18 protein-coding genes are annotated in these 20,432 nt (G+C 50.4%); 10 read left to right on the top strand and 8 right to left on the bottom strand.

Going from position 1 to position 20,432, the window contains the following annotated elements; translation table 11 throughout:
- The first annotated feature begins 71 nt into the window (after positions 1 to 71).
- The 3 genes from hldE to L9P87_RS14695 all read left to right on the top strand — a co-directional run bounded on the left by hldE (position 72) and on the right by L9P87_RS14695 (position 3,746).
- A complete protein-coding gene (hldE, locus tag L9P87_RS14705) occupies positions 72 to 1,499 on the top strand; it encodes a bifunctional D-glycero-beta-D-manno-heptose-7-phosphate kinase/D-glycero-beta-D-manno-heptose 1-phosphate adenylyltransferase HldE (protein WP_237445517.1) in 1,428 nt (475 codons plus the stop codon).
- 136 nt (positions 1,500 to 1,635) lie between these two features.
- A complete protein-coding gene (locus L9P87_RS14700) occupies positions 1,636 to 2,628 on the top strand; it encodes a nitroreductase family protein (RefSeq protein WP_237445516.1) in 993 nt (330 codons plus the stop codon).
- A 5-nt stretch (positions 2,629 to 2,633) separates the two neighbouring features.
- Positions 2,634 to 3,746: a polysaccharide pyruvyl transferase family protein gene (locus L9P87_RS14695; RefSeq protein ID WP_237445515.1), complete on the top strand. Its 1,113-nt coding sequence runs from the start codon at positions 2,634 to 2,636 to the stop codon at positions 3,744 to 3,746.
- Between the two features lie 35 nt (positions 3,747 to 3,781).
- On the opposite strand, the gene L9P87_RS14690 is transcribed toward L9P87_RS14695, so the two are convergent.
- Genes L9P87_RS14690 through L9P87_RS14680 form a run of 3 tightly spaced genes read right to left on the bottom strand, consistent with a single transcriptional unit; the run spans position 3,782 to position 6,715 of the window.
- The gene (locus tag L9P87_RS14690; RefSeq protein ID WP_237445514.1) at positions 3,782 to 4,666 is read right to left on the bottom strand and encodes a glycosyltransferase family 2 protein; all 885 of its coding nucleotides are present in this window, start codon (positions 4,664 to 4,666) and stop codon (positions 3,782 to 3,784) included.
- Positions 4,663 to 5,505, bottom strand: a complete 843-nt coding sequence (locus L9P87_RS14685) for an aldo/keto reductase (protein ID WP_237445513.1) — start codon at positions 5,503 to 5,505, stop codon at positions 4,663 to 4,665. The genes L9P87_RS14690 and L9P87_RS14685 overlap by 4 nt, the downstream gene beginning before the upstream one ends.
- A complete protein-coding gene (locus L9P87_RS14680) occupies positions 5,495 to 6,715 on the bottom strand; it encodes an FAD-dependent oxidoreductase (RefSeq protein ID WP_237445512.1) in 1,221 nt (406 codons plus the stop codon). The genes L9P87_RS14685 and L9P87_RS14680 overlap by 11 nt, the downstream gene beginning before the upstream one ends.
- Before the next feature lie 49 nt (positions 6,716 to 6,764).
- On the opposite strand from L9P87_RS14680, the gene waaA reads away from it, so the two are divergent.
- The gene (waaA, locus tag L9P87_RS14675) at positions 6,765 to 8,099 is read left to right on the top strand and encodes a lipid IV(A) 3-deoxy-D-manno-octulosonic acid transferase (RefSeq protein WP_290368518.1); all 1,335 of its coding nucleotides are present in this window, start codon (positions 6,765 to 6,767) and stop codon (positions 8,097 to 8,099) included.
- 68 nt (positions 8,100 to 8,167) lie between these two features.
- Here waaA and L9P87_RS14670 read toward each other — a convergent pair whose 3' ends face one another.
- Positions 8,168 to 9,538 (bottom strand): TolC family outer membrane protein, encoded by a 1,371-nt coding sequence (locus L9P87_RS14670; protein ID WP_237445510.1) that lies wholly within the window; start codon positions 9,536 to 9,538, stop codon positions 8,168 to 8,170.
- Positions 9,539 to 9,695: 157 nt separating this feature from the next.
- On the opposite strand from L9P87_RS14670, the gene L9P87_RS14665 reads away from it, so the two are divergent.
- The 4 genes from L9P87_RS14665 to parE all read left to right on the top strand — a co-directional run bounded on the left by L9P87_RS14665 (position 9,696) and on the right by parE (position 13,635).
- Positions 9,696 to 10,184 carry a DUF1249 domain-containing protein gene (locus tag L9P87_RS14665; RefSeq protein ID WP_237445509.1) on the top strand — a complete coding sequence of 163 codons (489 nt, stop codon included), beginning with the start codon at positions 9,696 to 9,698 and terminating at the stop codon, positions 10,182 to 10,184.
- Positions 10,185 to 10,277: 93 nt separating this feature from the next.
- Positions 10,278 to 11,066, top strand: a complete 789-nt coding sequence (gene cpdA / locus L9P87_RS14660; protein WP_237445508.1) for a 3',5'-cyclic-AMP phosphodiesterase — start codon at positions 10,278 to 10,280, stop codon at positions 11,064 to 11,066.
- A 17-nt stretch (positions 11,067 to 11,083) separates the two neighbouring features.
- Entirely contained in the window at positions 11,084 to 11,665 is a 582-nt protein-coding gene (locus L9P87_RS14655; protein ID WP_237445507.1) for a YqiA/YcfP family alpha/beta fold hydrolase, read from the top strand.
- 83 nt (positions 11,666 to 11,748) lie between these two features.
- Entirely contained in the window at positions 11,749 to 13,635 is a 1,887-nt protein-coding gene (gene parE / locus L9P87_RS14650; protein ID WP_237445506.1) for a DNA topoisomerase IV subunit B, read from the top strand.
- Between the two features lie 82 nt (positions 13,636 to 13,717).
- On the opposite strand, the gene L9P87_RS14645 is transcribed toward parE, so the two are convergent.
- Positions 13,718 to 14,329 (bottom strand): carbonic anhydrase, encoded by a 612-nt coding sequence (locus L9P87_RS14645; protein WP_237445505.1) that lies wholly within the window; start codon positions 14,327 to 14,329, stop codon positions 13,718 to 13,720.
- Between the two features lie 143 nt (positions 14,330 to 14,472).
- On the opposite strand from L9P87_RS14645, the gene L9P87_RS14640 reads away from it, so the two are divergent.
- On the top strand, positions 14,473 to 15,420 hold the full coding sequence (locus L9P87_RS14640) for a hydrogen peroxide-inducible genes activator (RefSeq protein WP_237445504.1): 948 nt from the start codon (positions 14,473 to 14,475) through the stop codon (positions 15,418 to 15,420).
- 1 nt (position 15,421) lies between these two features.
- Here the strand turns inward: L9P87_RS14640 and L9P87_RS14635 are convergent, their stop codons facing one another.
- From L9P87_RS14635 to L9P87_RS14625, 3 genes are all read right to left on the bottom strand, one after another.
- Entirely contained in the window at positions 15,422 to 15,655 is a 234-nt protein-coding gene (locus L9P87_RS14635; RefSeq protein ID WP_237445503.1) for a hypothetical protein, read from the bottom strand.
- Between the two features lie 277 nt (positions 15,656 to 15,932).
- The gene (locus tag L9P87_RS14630; protein WP_237445502.1) at positions 15,933 to 16,754 is read right to left on the bottom strand and encodes a putative RNA methyltransferase; all 822 of its coding nucleotides are present in this window, start codon (positions 16,752 to 16,754) and stop codon (positions 15,933 to 15,935) included.
- 80 nt (positions 16,755 to 16,834) lie between these two features.
- Positions 16,835 to 17,818 (bottom strand): adenosine kinase, encoded by a 984-nt coding sequence (locus L9P87_RS14625; RefSeq protein WP_237445501.1) that lies wholly within the window; start codon positions 17,816 to 17,818, stop codon positions 16,835 to 16,837.
- A gap of 186 nt (positions 17,819 to 18,004) precedes the next feature.
- On the opposite strand from L9P87_RS14625, the gene mrcB reads away from it, so the two are divergent.
- Positions 18,005 to 20,365, top strand: coding sequence for a penicillin-binding protein 1B (gene mrcB, locus L9P87_RS14620; RefSeq protein ID WP_237445500.1), 2,361 nt, complete (start codon positions 18,005 to 18,007; stop codon positions 20,363 to 20,365).
- Positions 20,366 to 20,432 lie beyond the last annotated feature (67 nt).

Genomic DNA, 20,432 nt, shown 5'->3' with positions numbered 1-20,432 from the left:
AATAGTTGATCACCATTCTCACTTTAGGCTGTGATATTATTGGCAATATTTTTTACAGAACAGGCTTATGTATGAAGCTAACAATGCCTCTATTCAACCAGGCGCAGGTCTTAGTGGTCGGCGATATTATGCTGGATCGTTATTATCATGGCCCCACCTCGCGTATCTCGCCTGAGGCCCCGGTGCCGGTGGTAAAGGTGGATGGTATGGAAGACCGCCCCGGCGGAGCGGCCAACGTGGCGTTGAATATCGCGGCTCTTGGCGCTGGCGCATCTGTTATTGGCTTGGTCGGGCAGGACGAGGCTGCAGATTCATTGTCGACCACTCTTGCCGCGGCAAAGGTCCACTGTGATTTTGTGGCGGTTAAAGACAAGCCGACCATTACCAAGCTACGGGTTATTAGTCGTCAGCAGCAGTTACTACGCCTCGATTTTGAGGAGGGTTTTGCCGTCGCTGATGCTGACCTTGTGGTGCAGAAAACCATCGAGCTCAGCCCTCATGTGGGGGCATTGATCCTGTCTGATTACGCCAAGGGCGTATTGGCAGACCCGCAACCATTGATCAAACAGGCGAGAGCGTTAAGCATTCCTGTGTTGGTCGACCCCAAGGGCAGTGATTTTGAGCGATATCGCGGCGCCACGCTGTTAACGCCAAACTACAGTGAGTTTGAGCTGGTAGTCGGCACCTGCGAAACAGAGCAAGAGTTGGTGGAAAAAGGTGTCGCCCTGCTTGAAACACTCGAGCTGGACGCCCTGTTAGTGACCCGTGGTGAGCATGGCATGACGTTATTGCGCAAGGGCGAGCCTGAGCTGCATTTACCGGCCAAGGCGAAGGAGGTCTTCGATGTCACCGGTGCCGGCGATACGGTTATTTCCGTATTGGCGGCAAGCCTTGCCGCAGGTGAACCTCTGCCGCAATCGGTGGCTTTAGCAAACATTGCCGCCAGTATTGTTGTTGGCAAGCTCGGTACCGCTGCTATCAGTGGCCCCGAGTTACGGCGCGCCATCCACAAAGAGGTCGGCAGTGGCCGTGGCGTGATGACCGATGAGCAATTAGCCGTCGTTTTGCAGGATGCGAGAGCGCATGGCGAGAAAGTCGTCTTTACCAATGGTTGTTTCGATATTATTCATGCCGGCCATGTTGGTTATCTCGAACAGGCAAAGGCGTTAGGGCATCGCTTGGTTGTTGGTGTTAACGATGATGCTTCCATTACTAAATTAAAAGGCCCGGGTCGACCCGTTAATCCGTTGGATAGAAGAATGGCGGTGCTGGCAGGTTTGGGTTCTGTCGACTGGGTGGTGTCTTTTAGTGAGGATACCCCAGAGCGTCTGTTGGCATTATTAAAGCCTGATGTGCTAGTCAAAGGTGGTGATTACGATAAAGAAGGTGTCGTCGGATGGCAGATAGTTGAGGCCTATGGTGGCTCAGTCTATGTGATGAACTTTGTCGATGATTGTTCGACGACGTCGATTGTTGAGAAGATCAAGATGGGTAACTAAGTTTTACTCATTCGTGTCTTATGGCTAACGTTGATGGCGAGGCCTTAGTCGAGCATAAATTATCTGGATGTAGTCTTCGGTCAGCAATAAAGCGGCTCGGTCAATTACATTTATTAAAATCCTTGTGGCGGTATAAATGAAATTCAGCATGAAACCTTACAGACGATATAAAGAAAGTGCGAAGCTTTGGCTTTATTTCTTTGTTCGGTTTACCAAGCATTCGAATGCGTTTCAGAAAACAGAGATGGGCATGCTTGCTGGGATATCAACTAAGTTTCATATAGTTGAGAAAGGTCTGGCTATGCCGAAAGTTCGGTATTTCTTTGGCGCAGAAAACATCTTAAAGCTGATAGATGAAATGCTGGAATATGATTCGCTGGGTTTTAATAAATTGAATACACAATATGTTTCTGCCGTTATTGTGTTGTCGAGATATAAAGATTTACATCTCGATAGGCCGCTGCCAGACGATGGCAAGATAAAAGGGCTGTTCGAAAAAATTGATTCCTTTCTTGTTAGAAACACAGCGCTATTAACAGGTAATGATGGCGTGGGTGGTGGCTCTAAACAGGTTTTCTTGAAGGAATATACTGAGCAATCCAGAGGTGATTTTGCCGCTATATGTCATGCCCGGTCCACTATTAGAAACTTTATCGATAAAGAGGTTGATTCTGAGGTTGTTAAGAGGGCGGTTAAATTAGCTCAGCGCTGCCCGTCAACGTGCAACCGACAAACGCCTAGAATATACCATATAAAAGACAAACAACTGATTGATAAGGCTTTGACGATACACAATGGGACAAGAGGTTTTAACGAAAATATCAGTTGCCTGCTTGTTGTTTGTGGTGATTTAAGGGCAACTCAAGGTATCAAGGATCTAAATCAGGTTTATGTCGATAGCGGGATTTTTGCCATGAATTTACTGTACTCATTGCAATATAATGGATTGGGTGCCTGCATTTTGCACTGGGCTGTGAGTACTAAGGTGGATAAAAAACTAAGAAAATTGCTGTCAATAAAAGATGCCCATAATGTCTCCTGCATGATTGGTGTTGGCTATATGCCAGATGAATTTAATGTCGCTTATTCAGAGCGCTTGAGCGTCGATGACATACTAACGACAAGGTAGTGACCATGAACTCTGAAAAGTTAGTTAGTTTAATAACATTTCATCGGGCGATAAATTTCGGTGCGGTGCTGCAGTGTTATGCCTTGCAGCAAGCGGTAGCGAGCTTAGGCTATAGGGTCCAGGTAATCGACTATGTACCTTTTTATGTTGATAGGAGCGAGCTGGAAGGCAGCGACTTAGTTCAGTTTAATTCATTCGAAAAATACAGAAAGGACTTTTTAAATATTACGGACAGAGAGTTTACTGGTGATGATCTGGCAGACGTTGAGTCTGATGTTTTTGTTGCAGGCAGTGATCAAGTTTGGAATGAGAGGATCAGCTTTGTCAGAAAAAATGTTGATGCATATTTTTTGAATTTTGCTGGCCCCGGCAGCAGGCGAATCTCGTATGCGGCAAGTACTGGGGGTACGCGGCTTGAGCGGGGAAACCTGGTTGATAGTCTCAGTCGCTTTGACTCGCTGTCAGTAAGAGAAAACAGTCTTAAGGCTAACCTTTCAGAGCTAGAACTTGATTCTACCTTGGTTCCTGATCCCACATTGCTGTGTGAAAGTTATCCTGAAAAAGAGGTCAACTTACCGTTCTCCGGCGATTATATCGCGATCTATTTGTTGCAGATCACTCCGTTTGCTGATGAGTGCATAAAACGAGTCAAAGAACATTATGGTTTACCCATTGTTAACATGAGTTTTGATCATTGTATCTCGGCAGATTATGATCTTAACGAAATAGATCCCTCGGAGTGGGTTTGGATTATCAAAAGGTCTAAGTTCTTCGTGACCAACTCGTTTCATGGTTCTGCATTTTCTGTTATTTATAAAAAAGATTTTGCTGTTATTCCGTTAGAAAGCAGAAACAAGGTCAATAAATTTAAAAGACGAATATTCTCTCTAGTTAAAGCGCTGGGGTTCAAGGCTATTGATTTGTCATTCGACTTTAGTAACCCTAAAAACGATAGATTCTATACCTTGTTAGGCAGGCTGGATTTATCCAGTAGGATTGTGACCAGATACAGCGATCTTGAGTTGATTTTGCAGAAAAAAGTAAAAAAAACCAGCGAGACAGATCTTTCTAGCCTGAGAGAGGAGGGTATCGACTTTCTAAGAGAGTCGATAAAATAAAATTTTCCTAGTTGCTATCTTATTTTTTTGCTGTATTAATGGTTTTTTTTCAAGCTGGCGCCGATCATTCTTTTCAGGAATGATATGTTTAGTATGAATCTAGGGTGAAGGCGAAATGCCTTTGAGTAGTGTTGTTTGGCTAATTGATATTTATTGGCCTTAAAGCAGGCTTTGGCAATGGAATGGTGTCTGTAGGCAAGGGCCGTGCATTTTAGTGTGGCGACTTTTCCGGTGATATATTGCTCGTCAAAACTGTCGTCGACAATGGTTGTCCCTGTTTCTAGGATTGCTGAAATATCATGGCGACGAGAGTCGTTGTGCTTGATTATATTGACAATAGGGAAGTTGATCGAGCTGGTCTTAAAATTTGCTAAGGCATGAATAAACATCGGGATGTCTTCGCTGTTGCGAAGTGAAGGGTTGTAGCGACGCGAGGCGAATATATCTTTGTGCATCAGGCAGCCACCGTTAACAATGCTTAGCTCCTTGGTTATGTACCTTCTGACATTGTCATAATGACTTTCCTGGATGCTGATTTTTTTAGATAAACTCCGTTTGTTATCGCTGATATTAATATGTTCAGCGATGATGAATTTCGCTTGGGTGTCAACAATGCTGTTTAGGCATAGTGCAATAGCATCATCGGTAAGATAGTCATCGGCATCTAAAAACATCAGGTATTCGCCGCTGGCGATGTCGATGCCCATGTTTCGAGTACTGGATACGCCGCTGTTTTTCTTATCGATAAGGTTGAAGTTATATTTTTCAGCAAGGCCTTTTAAAACCTCTAGGCTGTTGTCTGTTGAGCCATCATTAAGAGCAATAACTTCTACCTCAGGGTGATTGGTTGCCGCAGAGGCGATGGCCTTTTCTACCAGGTGGCCATAATTAAAACATGGAATGATTATCGATAGTTTCAAGAGGCTGGCCCTCTACTCTGATTGCAGACTATACCGCGTAACAAGGTCAAAACATTCGCCCTCAAATGTTTTTCATTAATCGTACCAATAATTGCACTGGCCACACTCGACGGCTGAAAGATAAGCTCGAAACTTTTCGACACAGGGTCTTCGCCGGGTTCTAAACACAGATGCCCGGAGGCCAGCGCCTTCTTGATCAGTACCGCCTTGTTATGTTCAGCGCAGTAATCCAGCACCGGCTTCTCGTCGGTGTAAGCTAGGTTGTAAGTCGCCATCACACAGTCAGACTGTTGGGCGGCCAATATGCCGCCTTCAACTGTTTTGGTCGACATACCCGTGGCGCGGATTTTCCCCTGTTTCTTAATGTTACTAAGCACTTCTAATATGCCGTACTGCTCGATGATAGCGACGTCGTTACCATCGGAGTGAACCAGCACCATATCAATATAGTCTGTGTTTAGACGCTTGAGGCTTCTATCAATACTGGCTTTCACCGAGGCTTCGTCAAAGTGAAAAGAGGACTGTCCTTCGACAAACTCTTCCCCAACCTTTGAGCAGATAACCCAGTCTCGTCGCTGTCCCTTAAGCAGCTTGCCGAGGCGCTCTTCGCTATTGCCATAGGCCGGTGCGGTGTCGATCAAGTTGATACCGAGTTCTCGCGCTAGATTGATCAAAGACAGGGCCTGTTGATCGTCAGGAATAGTAAAACCGTTAGGGTATTTAACGCCCTGATCTCGGCCAAGTTTAACCGTGCCTAAACCGATGGGGCTGACAAAAATGTCGGTGTCTGCAATAGGGCGACGAACGCTGGGGTCGAGAGCCGGTGATTTAGTATTCAAAATTTTTGTCCCAAACTTTGTTGGCAACGGTGGGGCAGCCGAGCACCTCAAGAGCTTCGATATTCGCCGTCGGCTGAGGTGATAGAGCGGCATCTTGTAGCGACGCGATGACTTTATCGGCGAGGTCGGGTGCCAGAGTGAGTTTGGTAGGCCATGCCACGATGACGTTGGCGGCAGCATCGCTGACCTGTGCGAATGCTTGGTCAGGTTTGGATAATGAGCTCTGCTTGGGTTCGGCGCGGTCGACGCTGATGGTTGTCCATTGGGCGTCGCTGAAATCGAGCCAGGGGAATAGCGTGTTCATTTCCCGCTTTGCTTTATTGATCAGTTGCTCAGGGGAGTCGTTCAACCCATTGGTGGCAAGGTCGCCACCCAGATACCAGGTGAGGCTGCCGTCGTCGCTGCGATGGCTTGAAACCGTTAGCCTCGGTGAGGTGCTGAGGCTGAAATCGACACAGTGGGCATAGAGGTCAAAGTCGTTGCTGTGCTTGACCATAACCTGCTGCAGCGGTCTGATTTGCATCTTTGGCTGTTGTAAATTGAGCATTGCCATTAGGTCACCGTTGCCTTTACCCGCGGTGAAGACATGCTGCTGGGCAGCAATGGCGATAATGTCATCGCCGTGCTTAATTTCTAAGGCGGAGACGCTGCCATCTTGCTGTTGCTGAAATTGAGCCTGCTGCCAATCGATGGAAAAGATACGGCCAGGGCAGTTGCTCTTCAAATTATTAAGCAGCGAGGGCACGTCCAGCACGATATCAACCAGGCGATAGACGTTGCCGGCAAAGGCTTTATTTTGAAATACCTGAGGATAGTCGGGGCGTTTCAGTTTATTGATGCGTCCGCGCATTGCCTTGGTGGCGAAAAAAGAGGTCAGTTTAGAGCCGGCAGAACCGGTAGACCACATATTAAACTCTTTGCTCAGTAGTTTTGTTTTGCTCAGGTCTACTTCGCCCTCGCCGTCAATACAGCGTTGCCACAGTGCTGGCATTTCGGCAACGGCCTCGGAGGAACCGTTAATAATACCGCTGAGGGCGTATTTTAGGCCGCCATGTATCATGCCCTGAGAGGCGATGGTCTGGTCGCTGCCAAGATCAGCCTGCTCAAACAAGACGGCGCTATAGCCCGCTTGTTGGAGTCGGTTTAATAGCCATAAACCGGCGATGCCTCCACCAATAATTGAAATATCGACTTTAACTTCGTGACGCATAGCATTAACCGTAGGTAAAATAGAAACAAGGCATAGTATAACCTCCCTCATGGCTGGCGAGTACTGTTGGCAAATCAATTACTGTAAAGAATTAGCGGTGGGTAGTTTTTTGGCAAGGATTTTATACACAGGGATATTTTATTTGATACAGCCGTTGGTGATGCTGCGGTTGTTGTGGCGCTCTTTAAAAGCCCCGGCCTATCGTCAGCGGATGCTGGAGCGGTATGGTGTCTATCTAAAAAAGCGGCTGAATAATAAACCAACAATTTGGGTGCACGCGGTTTCCGTCGGTGAGTCGATAGCCTGTGCGCCGATGGTTAGGGCACTGCAGCAGAAATACCCCAACCACAGTCTGCTGGTGACGACGACCACCCCGACGGGGTCGGAGCAGGTTTATCAGTTGTTTCGCGGCAGTGTCGAACATGTATATGCGCCCTATGACCTACCGACATCGCTTAGCCGTTTTCTGCGTCGTTACAAGCCGCAATTAGCGATAGTGGTAGAGACCGAACTGTGGCCGAATATGGTGGCCGCCTGTAGTCGTCGTAATATCCCGGTGATTGTTGCCAATGCGCGATTATCGGCGCGATCGGCGGGGGGGTATCAGCGCTTTCATCGTATAACCCTGCCGATGATCAGGCGTTTAACCTGTGTGGTGGCGCAGAACGCCGTCGATGGTCAGCGCTTTGTTGAGTTGGGGCTGGCACCGGCAAAGCTGGTGGTCAGTGGCAGCGTTAAATTTGATGTTGACCTCCCTGCAGCGTTGCAGGCAACGGCAGAGGATCTTAATAATCTGTGGCATGCCCACCATAGCCGCGTGATTATCGCTGCCAGCACCCATGCAGGGGAAGATGAACAGATCTTGGCGGCCTTTAAAGCGTTGCAGATCAAACATCCGCAGCTGCTGTTGGTCATTGTACCGCGCCACCCTGAGCGTTTTAACAGCGTTGCCAGCTTGGCCGATCAACAAGGTTTTCGGGTGCTGCGGCGCAGCAGTGGCATTGCCCCGACATCACAAACAGAAGTGATTGTTGGCGATACCATGGGCGAGATGTTGTTGATGATGGGAGCGTCTGATATCGCCATTGTCGGCGGCAGTTTGGTGGAGCACGGCGGCCACAATGTGCTGGAGCCAGCGCTGTGGCGACTGCCTGTGGTGACTGGCCCTCACATGTTTAACTTTATGCAAATTACCGAATTGCTGGTCGATGCTGGCGGCTTGACGATGTTATCCGAGCAGCAATCATTAGAGCCGGTATTGGCGAGATTGCTGGATGATGACACCCTGAGGCAGCAGCAGGGTGAAAAAGCCTATGCCGTTGTTGAACAAAACCGAGGCGCACTAGGTACACTTCTGGCGACAATAGACCACCAGTTAAGTTAAATTCCCGGCAATAAAAAAGGCCTGATCCAGTTACGTGGGTCAGGCCTTTTTTTGTCTGCTGTAAATCTCTACATCAGATTTTTATCACTTAACTTTGGCGCAGCCAGCCATTGGTTCAGGTCATAGATGTCCTGAGGGCTGAGCGTACCGGCCTGCTGCTTGAGCTTGAGGCTGTTGATCACATAGCCATAACGGGCGGTAGAGTAGTCACGAATAGCGCTGAACAACCCCTGTTCGACGTTTAACACGTCAACAATGTTACGCGTACCCACCTCATAACCGGCCTGGGTTGCATCCAGGGCGCTCTTGTTCGAGGTGATGGACTGTTTACGCGCCTGAGTCTGAGCCACACCAGTGGTCACGTTGACATAGAACGCTCGTGTCGCCTGGGTGACATTGCGGACGGTGCCGGAATAGCCTTCCAGAGCGGCATTGTATTGCTGATAAGCTTGACGTCTCTGCGAACTGACGGCGCCACCGGTAAAGATAGGCACGTTTAAATTCAGGCCGACTGAGCTGCCATTATTGTTATAGTCATCGAAACTGGTGTCGTTGAAATCATTGGTAACATCGGTATCTTGATAACCCAAAGTGGCTGACAGCGTTGGGTAGTGGTTGGCCTTTTTCGCTTTAGCATTCTGATGAGCGCCGTCGCGCTGTGCCTCAGAAGCCTTGATGCTGTAGTTGTTGCCGCGGGCATAGCCTACCCATTCCTGCACATCCATCGGTTCGGGATTGGTGACAGGGTAGTCTTCGACCAGTTGCCAAATGTCCTGGTGGGTCATACCGGTGAGCACGGTGAGTTTTTCCATGTTGACGGCTAACAAACCTTCGTCGCCAAGGCGTAAGGCATACGACGAGTCATAGGCGGCACGCGCCTCGTGTACGTCGGTGATGGCGATGAGGCCAACATCGAAGCGCTGTTGCGTCTGCTCTAGACGGCGTTTGTTGGCTTTTTCCTGTGCCTCAGAGGCGGCGAGGTTGTCCTCGGCCTGAAGAATGTCGAAATAAGCCTGGGCAACACGGACAATCAGCTCTTGCTGGTCGGCACCAAATTGCGCCTGAGCGCGGTTGCCTTCCATCTTGCCGGCCTTGAAGTTAAACCAGGCATTCATATTGAATAACTGCTGCTCCAACTGCACGCCCCAACCCTTGCTTTCGCCTTCGGTGTCGGCATCGACAGTGCTCAAGGCTTGAGTACCATCAATGCTGCCATCGGTTTTGGTGATGTTGGCGTTGGCGCCTACCTGGGGAAGCAGGGCAGATAAGCCGAGGCTCTCCGCTTCACTGTCGGCGAGGAAGGTGGCTTCGGCAGCTCGGATCACAGGATCATTTTTTACCGCTAACTCGTAAATTTCTGCTAAATTATCGGCAAAGGCCGAGCCGGTAAAAATTGCTAGGCTGGCGGCGATAACAGATCGCTTAAATTGAAGACCCATGAAGATACTTGCCTCGTTGGTTTGGATAGTGTCCGAGTTACTTGATTAACTTATAGTCAATTATAAGTTGTTGTATGGACAGTACGCCATACGGTTAAATCAATTTTTGCAGTCAATAGTGGATTTTGTCACAAAATATGGGAAATAGCTGAAAATTATGACAAGTAAATCAAATAATAATTCAGCAAAGTTGGACCTGAAAGGCCTGCAAACACTGTGCAGTACAAATTATTTACGGCTCTGTCGCCTATTGCCTGACGGCCAGCAGGGCTTTAGTTATGGCGTCTCTCCCGCCGCCAGCCGCATAGGTGGCAGTCAGCTGGAGCTAACAACTTTACAAACAACGCCTTATACAACATTACTAAATGTTATACTTCGCCAAGAGGCCGACCAAAATAATATTATTGAGCTGCAGGTGCGTAGTTATCATGATGTACACATGGCAGAGGTTGTCAGTTGTAATAAATATAAGCACTTCAAGTTATTCTACCAATACCCTAATCCACAGATGTACCAGTCGAATGAGAAGTACCAACTCAATCAATTGCTCGCAGAGTGGTTAAAATCCTGCGCGCTTCACGGCCGCAGTGACAACGTTTATTGTCAGCAGAAACAAGGCCTTCTGTCCGGCGACAAGCAAGCTTAATCGGCATGGCTGATAAAGTGAAACCGGTAATAGCATGATCGTAAAAAAACAGTTACCGTATTTCTATCTCATTGATTCCTTGGATATAGGCTGTTGCGAATAACAAGCAAGCATCAACAATATGTCGATTTAATTCAGATTACCGATTGTCATCTTGAGCACGATAGTTTGACGACACTGGCGTCGGTCAATACCAACGACAGCTTTCTGGCAGTACTCGATCAGGTTGCTAGCGAGACTGCTGACGCTATCTTTGCCACCGGCGATATTGCCAGTGGTGGCTCACACGAGGCCTATCAGCGTTTTATAACAGCCACCAATAATTTGTCGTCACCGGTGCTGTGGTTGCCGGGAAATCACGATGAGCCAGCGATTATGTCGGCTCATAAGCCGCTGATCTTTGAGGCCGAATTCAATAATTGGTTGGTTATTCAGCTGGACAGTAAACAGCAGGGCCAGGTAGGAGGTAGGCTGGGTGGTGAGCAATTACAGCGGCTGCAGAATACCATTGCCGAGACTGAGGCGGAGTTTATATTGTTATTTATCCATCATCATACCCTCGATATTGGCTGCCAGTGGATAGATCGACAAAAGCTGGAAGACGGTGCGTCGTTTTGGTCGGTCATCGATCACCCAAAGGTCAAGGCGGTGATTTGTGGTCATGTGCATCAGGCCAGTGACATTATTCATCAGGGGGTACGGGTTATCTCAACGCCCTCGACCTGCATCCAGTTTAAAGCCAACAGTGATGACTTCGCATTGATTGATTTGGCGCCGGGTTACCGCCGGATTCGGCTGCACCACACTGGTCAGATAGAAACTGGCGTGGTGCGTTTAGACGGCAACCGTTTCGCCGCTGATTTAAACAGTAGCGGTTATTGATAGATAAGAGTTGACCAGTGAACCCTCCTAAAAAGCAGTTGTTATATATCCATGGTTTTCAGAGCTCGGCGCAGTCATTAAAGGCGACGGAGACGGCGGACTACCTTCGCAAACACCGCCCCGACATCGATTGTATCGTGCCGAATTTACCGGATTATCCCCGGCCAGCCATCGAGATGCTGGAACAGTTGATTGCCAGCTGTGACGGCGAGGTTGGCTTGATTGGCAGCTCGCTTGGCGGCTTTTATGCCACTTATTTGAGTCAGCGCCTGGGTCTCAAGGCAGTGCTGATCAATCCGGCAGTGACGCCACACCTTTTGATCAGGGGCTATTTAGGGCGCAACAAAAACCCCTATACCGATAATATATTTACCTTAACAGCCAGCCATATTGACGATTTTGAAGCGATGTTGGTTGAGCCGCTGCCACGGCCGGATGATTTACTGGTCATGGTGCAGCAGGGGGATGAAACTCTCGATTATCGCCTGGCGGAGGCTAAGTATAATGATTGTCGGCTGGTGATCGAAGCCGGTGGCAATCATCGCTTTGTCGGGTACGACGAGAAAATGGTGCAAATTATCCGCTTTCTACAGCTCTAACGTGACAGCGCTGGCAACAATCTATTACAGTAGTGACAATCCAACATTTTTATTTGCACGGTTTATCCGTTAGCTGAGACAGTATGAGTTATACCGCAGAGAGTATTGAAGTTCTTACCGGTTTAGATCCGGTGCGCAAGCGCCCCGGGATGTACACCGACACCACCCGCCCCAATCACTTGGCGCAGGAAATTATCGATAACAGTGTCGATGAGGCGCTGGCTGGTCACTGCCAACAAATCACCGTTACCCTACACGCTGATGGGTCGCTGAGCTGTGCCGACGATGGCCGTGGTATGCCGGTGGATATACATCCCGAGCAGGGGCTGCCAGGGGTGGAGGTCATTCTCTGTACACTGCATGCTGGTGGTAAATTTACTAACGACAACTACCAGTTCTCCGGTGGCTTACACGGTGTCGGTGTCAGTGTTGTCAATGCCTTGTCGACGATTCTTGAGGTCACTATTAAGCGCGATGGCAAGGTTCACCGCATGTCGTTTGAAAACGGGGATAAGGCCTCCGATTTGGCAGTGATTGGCGATGTCGGCAAGCGCAACACCGGTACTGCCATCCGTTTCAAACCCGACGCTAAGTATTTCGATACCGATAAGTTTTCTGTGCCGCGAATGAAACACGTACTGCGAGCCAAGGCGGTGTTATGCCCGGGTTTGAAGGTGGTGTTTATCGATGAGGCCAATAAAGACAATAGCGCCGATTGGTATTATGAAGATGGTCTACCCGACTACCTATCGAGCCAAACCGAGGGCTATGAGGTGCTGCCGGCCAAGCCATTTATCGGCGGCATGACCAACAAGGTTGAAGGCGTCGATTGGGCGGTACAATGGCTGCCGGAGGGGGGCGAAGTTACCGCCGAATCTTATGTAAACCTGATACCCACCGCCCAGGGCGGCACCCATGTCAACGGCCTGCGCACGGGTTTGTTAGAGGCGATGCGTGAGTATTGTGAGTTCCGCAATCTATTGCCCCGCGGTGTCAAACTGGCACCGGATGATGTCTGGGATCGTTGCTCCTATGTACTGTCAGCCAAGCTGGCCGACCCACAGTTTAGTGGCCAGACCAAGGAGCGTTTAAGCTCCCGCGAGTGTGCAGGTTTTGTCAGCGGTGTGGCAAAGGATGCTTTTGCTCTGTGGTTAAACCAGCATACCGAAGATGCCGATAAGCTGGCCGAACTCTGTATCAGCAATGCGCAGAGCCGGTTGCGTAAGAGCAAGAAAGTCGCTCGTAAGAAAATCACCCAGGGCCCCGCTCTGCCGGGTAAGCTGGCAGACTGTGCCGGTAATGATGCCATGCGTGGCGAGCTATTTTTGGTCGAGGGCGACTCTGCCGGTGGCTCGGCCAAGCAGGCGCGTGACCGTGAGTTTCAGGCAATCCTGCCGCTGCGCGGTAAAATACTGAATACCTGGGAGGTAGACTCGCAGGAGATTATGGCCTCGGCAGAAGTTCACAATATCGCCGTGGCCCTCGGTGTCGACCCGGACTCCGATAACCTCGAAGAGCTGCGTTATGGCAAGGTCTGTATTCTCGCCGATGCCGACTCCGATGGCTTGCATATTGCGACGCTGCTGGTGGCCTTATTCGTCAAGCATTTTCGGGCACTGGTCGAGGCCGGTCATGTCTTCGTATCGATGCCGCCGTTATACCGTGTCGATTTGGGCAAGGAGGTATATTACGCGCTGGATGAACCTGAAAAAGACAGTATCATCGAGCGTCTCGAGAATGATAAGAAACGCGGTAAGATACAGGTCACTCGCTTCAAGGGCTTGGGTGAGATGAACCCCGGTCAGCTCCGGGACACGGTGATGAACCCCGATACACGACGACTGGTTCGCCTGGCAATCGAGGAAGAGGAAGAAGACACCGATGAGTTAATGGATATGTTATTGGCCAAGAAGCGCTCCGGCGACAGGAAAACTTGGCTTGAGAGCAAGGGCGATTTGGCGGATTTCTAAAGCGCTTACCCCGATAAAAAAGCCCTGGTAACATGTTACCAGGGCTTTTTTTTACTGCGACAAATCACGATGTTTAAAGTGATTAAATTGGCTGGAATTCTTTGTGTTCATCACTATTGCCGCAGCAGACACCACCGGTCTCTATTTCATACAGCCAGGCATGTAAGGTCAGCTCGCCGCAGGCGACTTTGGCTGCGACTGCGGGATGGGTCTTGAGGTTTTGCAGCTGCTGCAGCACATTTTCTTCCGTCACTCGTCGCAGTAGGCTTTGGTCAAGGCTGCCATGCTGTGCCTTTACCACTTCGATGGCTGAGCGGGTATGCCCCAGCCATTCTTTAACATGGGGCAAGTCATCGAGGCTGGCAAGGTCAAGCGCGCCCTTCATTGCGCCGCAGTCAGTGTGGCCACAGATGACGATTTGTCTGACGCCTAGAACGGCGACTGCATACTCAATCGATGCGGTCATACCGCCGGTGCTTTGGCTGTGGGGTGGGATGATATTACCGGCGTTGCGGCAAATGAAAAGGTCGCCCGGCTTGCTTTGGGTCAGCAGGTTGGGGTCGATGCGGGAGTCGGAACAGGTGATAAACAGTGTTTCTGGGTTTTGGCTGTTGGCGAGTTCGCCGAACAGTGCTTTGTGCTCGGGGAAGACGTTTTGCTGAAACTCAGCGACACCTGCTAATAACTTTTTCATTGAACTGCGATACCTTGTTGCCTTTATTTGCCGATACTATGTCGTTAAATCGGTGATAGCTCAATAGTAGTCCTTGAGTTTTATTGATAGCATGAGGCTATCAATGCTGTTTGCCTAATTTTATACCGCCGCCAAGGACGCTTATGCCGACACCTGCCCCTACCATCAGACAGCTGGAGTATTTTATTGCCCTGGCCGAGGCAAAGACGTTTCGCGGAGCGGCCAGCGCCCTGTCTATCAGTCAGCCGACGCTCAGTGCACAGATTTATAGCCTAGAGCAGTTACTCAAACTACCGCTGTTCGAGCGCAGCCGCAGTGGTGCGATGTTAACCCCGGCAGGACGTGATTTGCTCGACACTGCCCGTCAGACCCTTGAGCAAATGCGAGCCTTTACCGATCGGGCATCGCTGCTCAGTGGCGGTGTCGGCGGTCTGCTAAGGCTGGGGGTGTCGCCGACACTGGGGCCTTATTTGCTGCCGCACATCCTATCGGATTTGCATCGCCAATACGGTGAGTTAAAGCTCTATGTCCGAGAGAAAAAGCCGAAGACACTGGAACTCGACTTAGTGGAGGGGCGTTTGGATCTGGTGTTAATTCCACTGCCCTTTCAGCATCCGCAAATCACCACCGAGGTGCTGTTTGACGAGCCGTTGAAACTGGTCTGTAGTCGTGACCACAGCTTTGCCGATCAAGGAAGGCTACAAGCCTCTGATTTACATGGGCAGAATGTGCTGACGCTGGAGGCCGGATACAGCCATTATCAGCAGGTGCGTCAGTGTTATGAGGCGTTGGGGGCTAATATACTGCGTGACTACGAGGGTACCAGCCTGGATGCATTGCGACAGATGGTCGTCATGGGCATGGGCATGGCGTTTTTGCCATCGTTGTATATATATTCTGAAATTCACCGGCCGGAATCTATTGCGGTGTTGGATATTGACGGTGTGAGCTTGAGTCGTAGTCATGTCTTGGCGTGGCGGAAAAACTCACCCAATAGAGGGTTTTACCTTCGAGTGGCAAAGCTGATCCGGCAATTGGTTCGCCATAACTTGACCGAGGCCGGCCTGGCATTTCCCGGCCACGGTAGTTGAGTTATTGCAGTGCTGCGCCCTGCTGATTCTTTGTCGCCAATACCTCACGCTGCAAGGCGTTAATCTGTTGATTGATCTCGCTGCTGAGCAGCTGAGCCCGTTGAATGAGTAGGTTGATTGTGGCGTATTCGGCAGGGCTGACATCGATATTACTCTGCAGTAAATGCAGCGCTTCAATCGCCGAATGTAGCTGGCGCTTCTGGGCTAAATCGCGGTTATATTGGTTATAGTCCATGGTGAACTCCTTTCGCAGTTTACGATGTATTCCTTACTAATTATCTTAAACTGATGGCAGAATTCTGAAATGGGTAATTGTACCGAGGTCAATAGCGGTAACGCCGGTGGATTGCCGTTGTGGTTACGGATAAGCGAGACTGGATAAAGTATTGCGGTGCCAAGGCATTGGCGATATCGAGAAAAAACGAGCCAGAAGTGGGATGATTAATATCGCCTTGGCTGGACTACCGTAGTGGCTAGAAACGGCGCGCATAGATATCCACCGGTAAACCTCATTATTGCTTGAAGACACTGATGACAAAATCTGTCTGGCATTCGAGTTGCTTGAGCTGATCCAACTTCAGTTGGTCCTCGGCCGAGGTTTGCCAGTAATAGGGAGTCATTTGCAGTAGTGCGCTGACCTCACTGGCGACATTGATATGAATGGTTTTACTGAGATGCTGCTGATCGATCAGGTTGAAGCCCTCGACGCCGGTGATGTCGCTTTCGTGGGGTTTTGCCGATCGATAAATCAGTTCCCGTAATTGAAACAGGTGGTGCTGACCGGGGGTGACGACAATAAACAGGCCGTCGTCGCTCAGCGCGCGCTGGATTTGCTCGCTGGGTGCCGGGGCGAAGTTGCGAATAATAATATCGCCGCCATCGGCGAGCACCGGCATATTGAAACTGCTGGCGACGCTGTAGCTGTGACTCTTGTTGGCTCTAGCAGCGAGCTTGACTGCCTCCTTGCTGATGTCGAGGCCGTGATATTGGCGAGTGTCCTGATTTGGCTGGCTGGCGGCATCTATCTGTCGCAGGTAATATCCCTCACCACAACCAACTTCGAGGATGTTGTTGGCGGTTGGGTGATGCCGGATGATCATGGCGCTGAGCGCGTCGGCCAAGTGTTGATAATGACCGGCGCCGAGAAACAAACGACGGGCCTGAATCATGGCCTTGCTGTCTCCGGGGTTCTTGCTGTTTTTTTGGTTGGCGGGCACCAGGTTGCAATAGCCTTCTTTGGCAATATCGAAACAATGATTGTTGCTGCAGCGAAAATTTTTATGCTGGCTTTGATGTTGAAGTGGGCTGTGGCAGATGGGGCACATCCAAAGCATAAATAAACCTGCAATTTGGTGAGACGGAAGAGGTGTTGAATAGCGCCAAGCCTGAGTATATCAGGCTTGGCGACAGCCACTTAGTCTTTCAGTGGCAGGTATTGCTCAGGGCGAAGACGGGGGCCAAATTGGCTGACGACTTGAGCCGCACTGCGGCTGGCAAGCAACCCGGCCTGCTCATAGCTCTGCCCTGCAGTGATGGCGTAAAGAAAGGCGCCGGCAAACATATCGCCAGCGCCGTTGGTGTCGACGGCGGTGACTTCGCAGCCGGCAACGCTGATCAATTTTTGGCCATCAAAGATCAAGGCGCCGTCGGCACCGAGGGTGATGACAAAGGCCTTGGCGTCAGCTTTCAGTGCCTCGGCAGCATCCTCGACATTGTCAGTGGCGGTAAAGCCCAGGGCTTCTTCTTTGTTGCAGAACAGTAAGTCGACACCGTCGCCAATCATTTCTTTCAGGCCGTCTTTGAAGAACTGCACCATACCGGGGTCGGATAGGCTGATGGCGGTTTTTACACCGTTGGCTTCAGCGTGCTGGCGGGCTGCAATGGCAGCAGCACGACCAGTGGGTGAGGTGACCACATAGCCTTCCACGTAAAAGTATTCAGAGTCGGCCAGCGCCTCTAAGTCGAGGTTGTCGGTGGCCAGCGTCTCGCTCATGCCGAGAAAGGTATTCATGGTGCGCTCGGCATCGGGGGTAATCATCACCAAACACTTACCGGTAATGCCCTCGCCACGCTGTTGCTGTTGGCTGTCGACGTTGGCGGCGTTGAGGTCGGCGAGGTAAAAATCGCCATTCTCATCGTTGGCCAACTTACAGGAATAATAGGTGTTGGCACCAAAGTGGGCGGCACCGATGACGGTGTTGGCGGCAGAACCACCGCTGGCGCGCTTGCTGGCGACAAGGTGGTCACTGAGATGCACCATGAGCTCGTTTTGACGAGCCTCGTCGACCAGCGTCATCAGGCCTTTTTCAATCTTGGCAGCAGCCAAAAACGCATCGTCGACCTCTATTTCTGTGTCGACAAGGCCGGCGCCGAGGCCGTAGATATGATATTTGCTCATGTTGATTCCTATTTTTATGACCCAGGCTGCGCCAACATTGCAGCGCCAATATTTTAAAGCGAAGATTATGCCTGTAGTCGTGGCTAAATTCAGCCATTATGTGTTGATAATGTGACGATAAAAAAACAACGCCAAAGATCAACGCGGTATACTGCCCACCACCATTTCAATGAGATAGCGAGTCCAATGCCAGCAGCACGTAAACCCCCGGCAAAGAAGCGACCAGCCAAAAAAACAGCGGCTAAAAAACGCAAGCCAGCCAGCAAAAAGGCCAAAGGTGGCGGTTTTAAGGTCTTTGTTTTCAAGTTAACGCTGGTGTTGGCCGTTGTTGGCTTTGCCTTTATTATTTTCCTCGATGCTCAGATTCGCTCAACCTTCAGTGGTAAGAAATGGGAAATACCCGCCAAGGTTTATGCCCGTCCTTTGGAACTTTATCAGGGCAAGGGGATTAGTCAGCAACAGGTGATAACCGAGCTGCGCAATGCCGGTTACAGGCCGGTAAGCAAGGTTTCACGGCCCGGTCATATGGCGGCCAGCGGTCAACGCTTGGACATTTACAGTCGCGAATTCTCGTTTTGGGATGGGGTGGAGCCGGCTCAGCGTTTATCACTGCAATGGCACAACGGTAAGCTAGAGCGCCTATCGGCCGATTACCGTGATGCCGACTTGATCAGGCTGGAGCCGCTACAGATTGGTGGTATTTACCCGAGCCACAATGAAGATCGGCTACTGCTTAAACTCGACCAAATCCCACTGTCGCTGCAGCAGATGTTGGTTGAGGTGGAAGATGGTGACTTTTATCAGCACTGGGGTATCTCTGTTAAGGCGATTGCCCGCGCCAGTGTCGCTAATATTAAGGCCGGTCGGGTGGTGCAGGGCGGCAGTACGCTGACGCAGCAGTTGGTAAAAAACTATTATCTGCACTCGGGCCGGAGTTTTTACCGCAAGGCAACAGAGGCGGTAATGTCGCTACTGTTGGAGTTGCACTACTCCAAAGAGGAAATATTACAGGGCTATTTCAACGAGGTATTCCTGGCCCAGGATGGTCCCCGAGCGATTCATGGCTTCGGTTTGGCGGCGCAGTATTATTTCAATAAGCCGATCGAAAACTTACGCCTGCCTGAGCAGGCATTGCTGGTTGCCTTGGTGCGAGGCCCCTCTTATTACGACCCTTGGCGCCATGGCGAGCGGGCAAAGAAACGCCGTAATTTGGTGCTCGATAAGTATGCCGAGGCGGGTTACATCGATGGCGAGGTATTGGCCTGGGCCAAGCGTGAGCCAATTGGTGTGGCCACCGGCAAAGAGAAGCATCGACTGCGTTACCCCGCCTATCTCGATTTAGTGCGGGAACAGTTGCGTCGTGATTATCACCCTGACGATTTATCGTCTAAGGGTTTGAATATTTTCACCAGTTTCGACCCGCAGGTGCAAACCGCCGCCGAGCAGGCGTTGGCTGAGCAAATTGTCTCCATCAGCAAGCGCTATAAGCTCGATAAAATGTCAGCCGATCAGCTCAACGGTGGGGTGGTGGTAAGCCATCCACAAACCGGCGAGGTGTTGGCCGTTGTCGGCGGCAAGAATGCCCGCTATGCCGGTTTCAACCGTGCTATCAACGCCAAGCGTCCTGTCGGCTCACTGATGAAACCCGCCGTCTACCTTGCCGCCCTCGAACAGCAGGATGATTATAATTTGATCACCCCGGTGCTCGATGAGCCTATTACCGTAGAGGGGCGTGACGGCTCGATCTGGCAGCCGCGAAATTACAGCAAGAAGAGTCATGGTCCGGTGCCGCTGCATCAGGCATTGACTCACTCTTATAACCAGGCGACGGCACAGCTGGGTATGGAACTGGGTATTGGCGAGGTGCTCGATGCCGCCAAAAGACTGGGGGTGGAATCGGCCCTGCCAAGAGTGCCGTCGGTGGTCCTCGGCAGCGGAGAGTTATCGCCTATCGAAGTGACTCAGATGTACCAAACCATTAGTTCCGGCGGTTTCTATTCGCCGCTAAAAACGATTCGCAATGTTACCAGCAACAGCGGTGAGCCATTAAATCGTTATCCCTTAGAATTGGAACAGCGCTTCGATGAACGGGTGATGCAGCTGATGCAATACAACCTACAAGAGGTGATGCGAGAGGGTACCGGTAAAAGCGCCTATCGAACACTGGGGAAAGATTTTAAGGTCGCCGGGAAGACAGGTACCACCAATGATTTACGCGATAGTTGGTTTGCCGGCTTTAGCGGCGATCGACTCGCTGTCGTTTGGCTGGGGAGAGATGACAATGCCCCGACACCTTTAACGGGTGCCACCGGTGCGCTGCCGGTATGGACGGCGATTATCGATCAGACCAGCAGCCGTGATATTCACTACCAAAAGCTGGAGGGAATGTCGTATCTGTGGGTCGATGAAAGCAGCGGTAGACTGTCGGCAAAATACTGCGATGGCGCTCGCTATCTGCCCTTTATCGAGAGCAGCGAACCAGAGGGCAGTAGCGGTTGCGGGCGGGCAACACAAATTAAAAACTGGTTTGGTAACTGGCTCAATTAACGCCGTTGCCCTTGAGGGTTATTAGTTGGCAGGCATATCGTTTATGATAAACGCTGAAACGAACGAA

This window comes from Sinobacterium norvegicum (assembly GCF_923077115.1).
Taxonomy (GTDB): domain Bacteria; phylum Pseudomonadota; class Gammaproteobacteria; order Pseudomonadales; family Sinobacteriaceae; genus Sinobacterium; species Sinobacterium norvegicum.
Note: the sequence above shows the minus strand (reverse complement) of the source record. Positions and strands in the feature narration are given on the sequence as shown.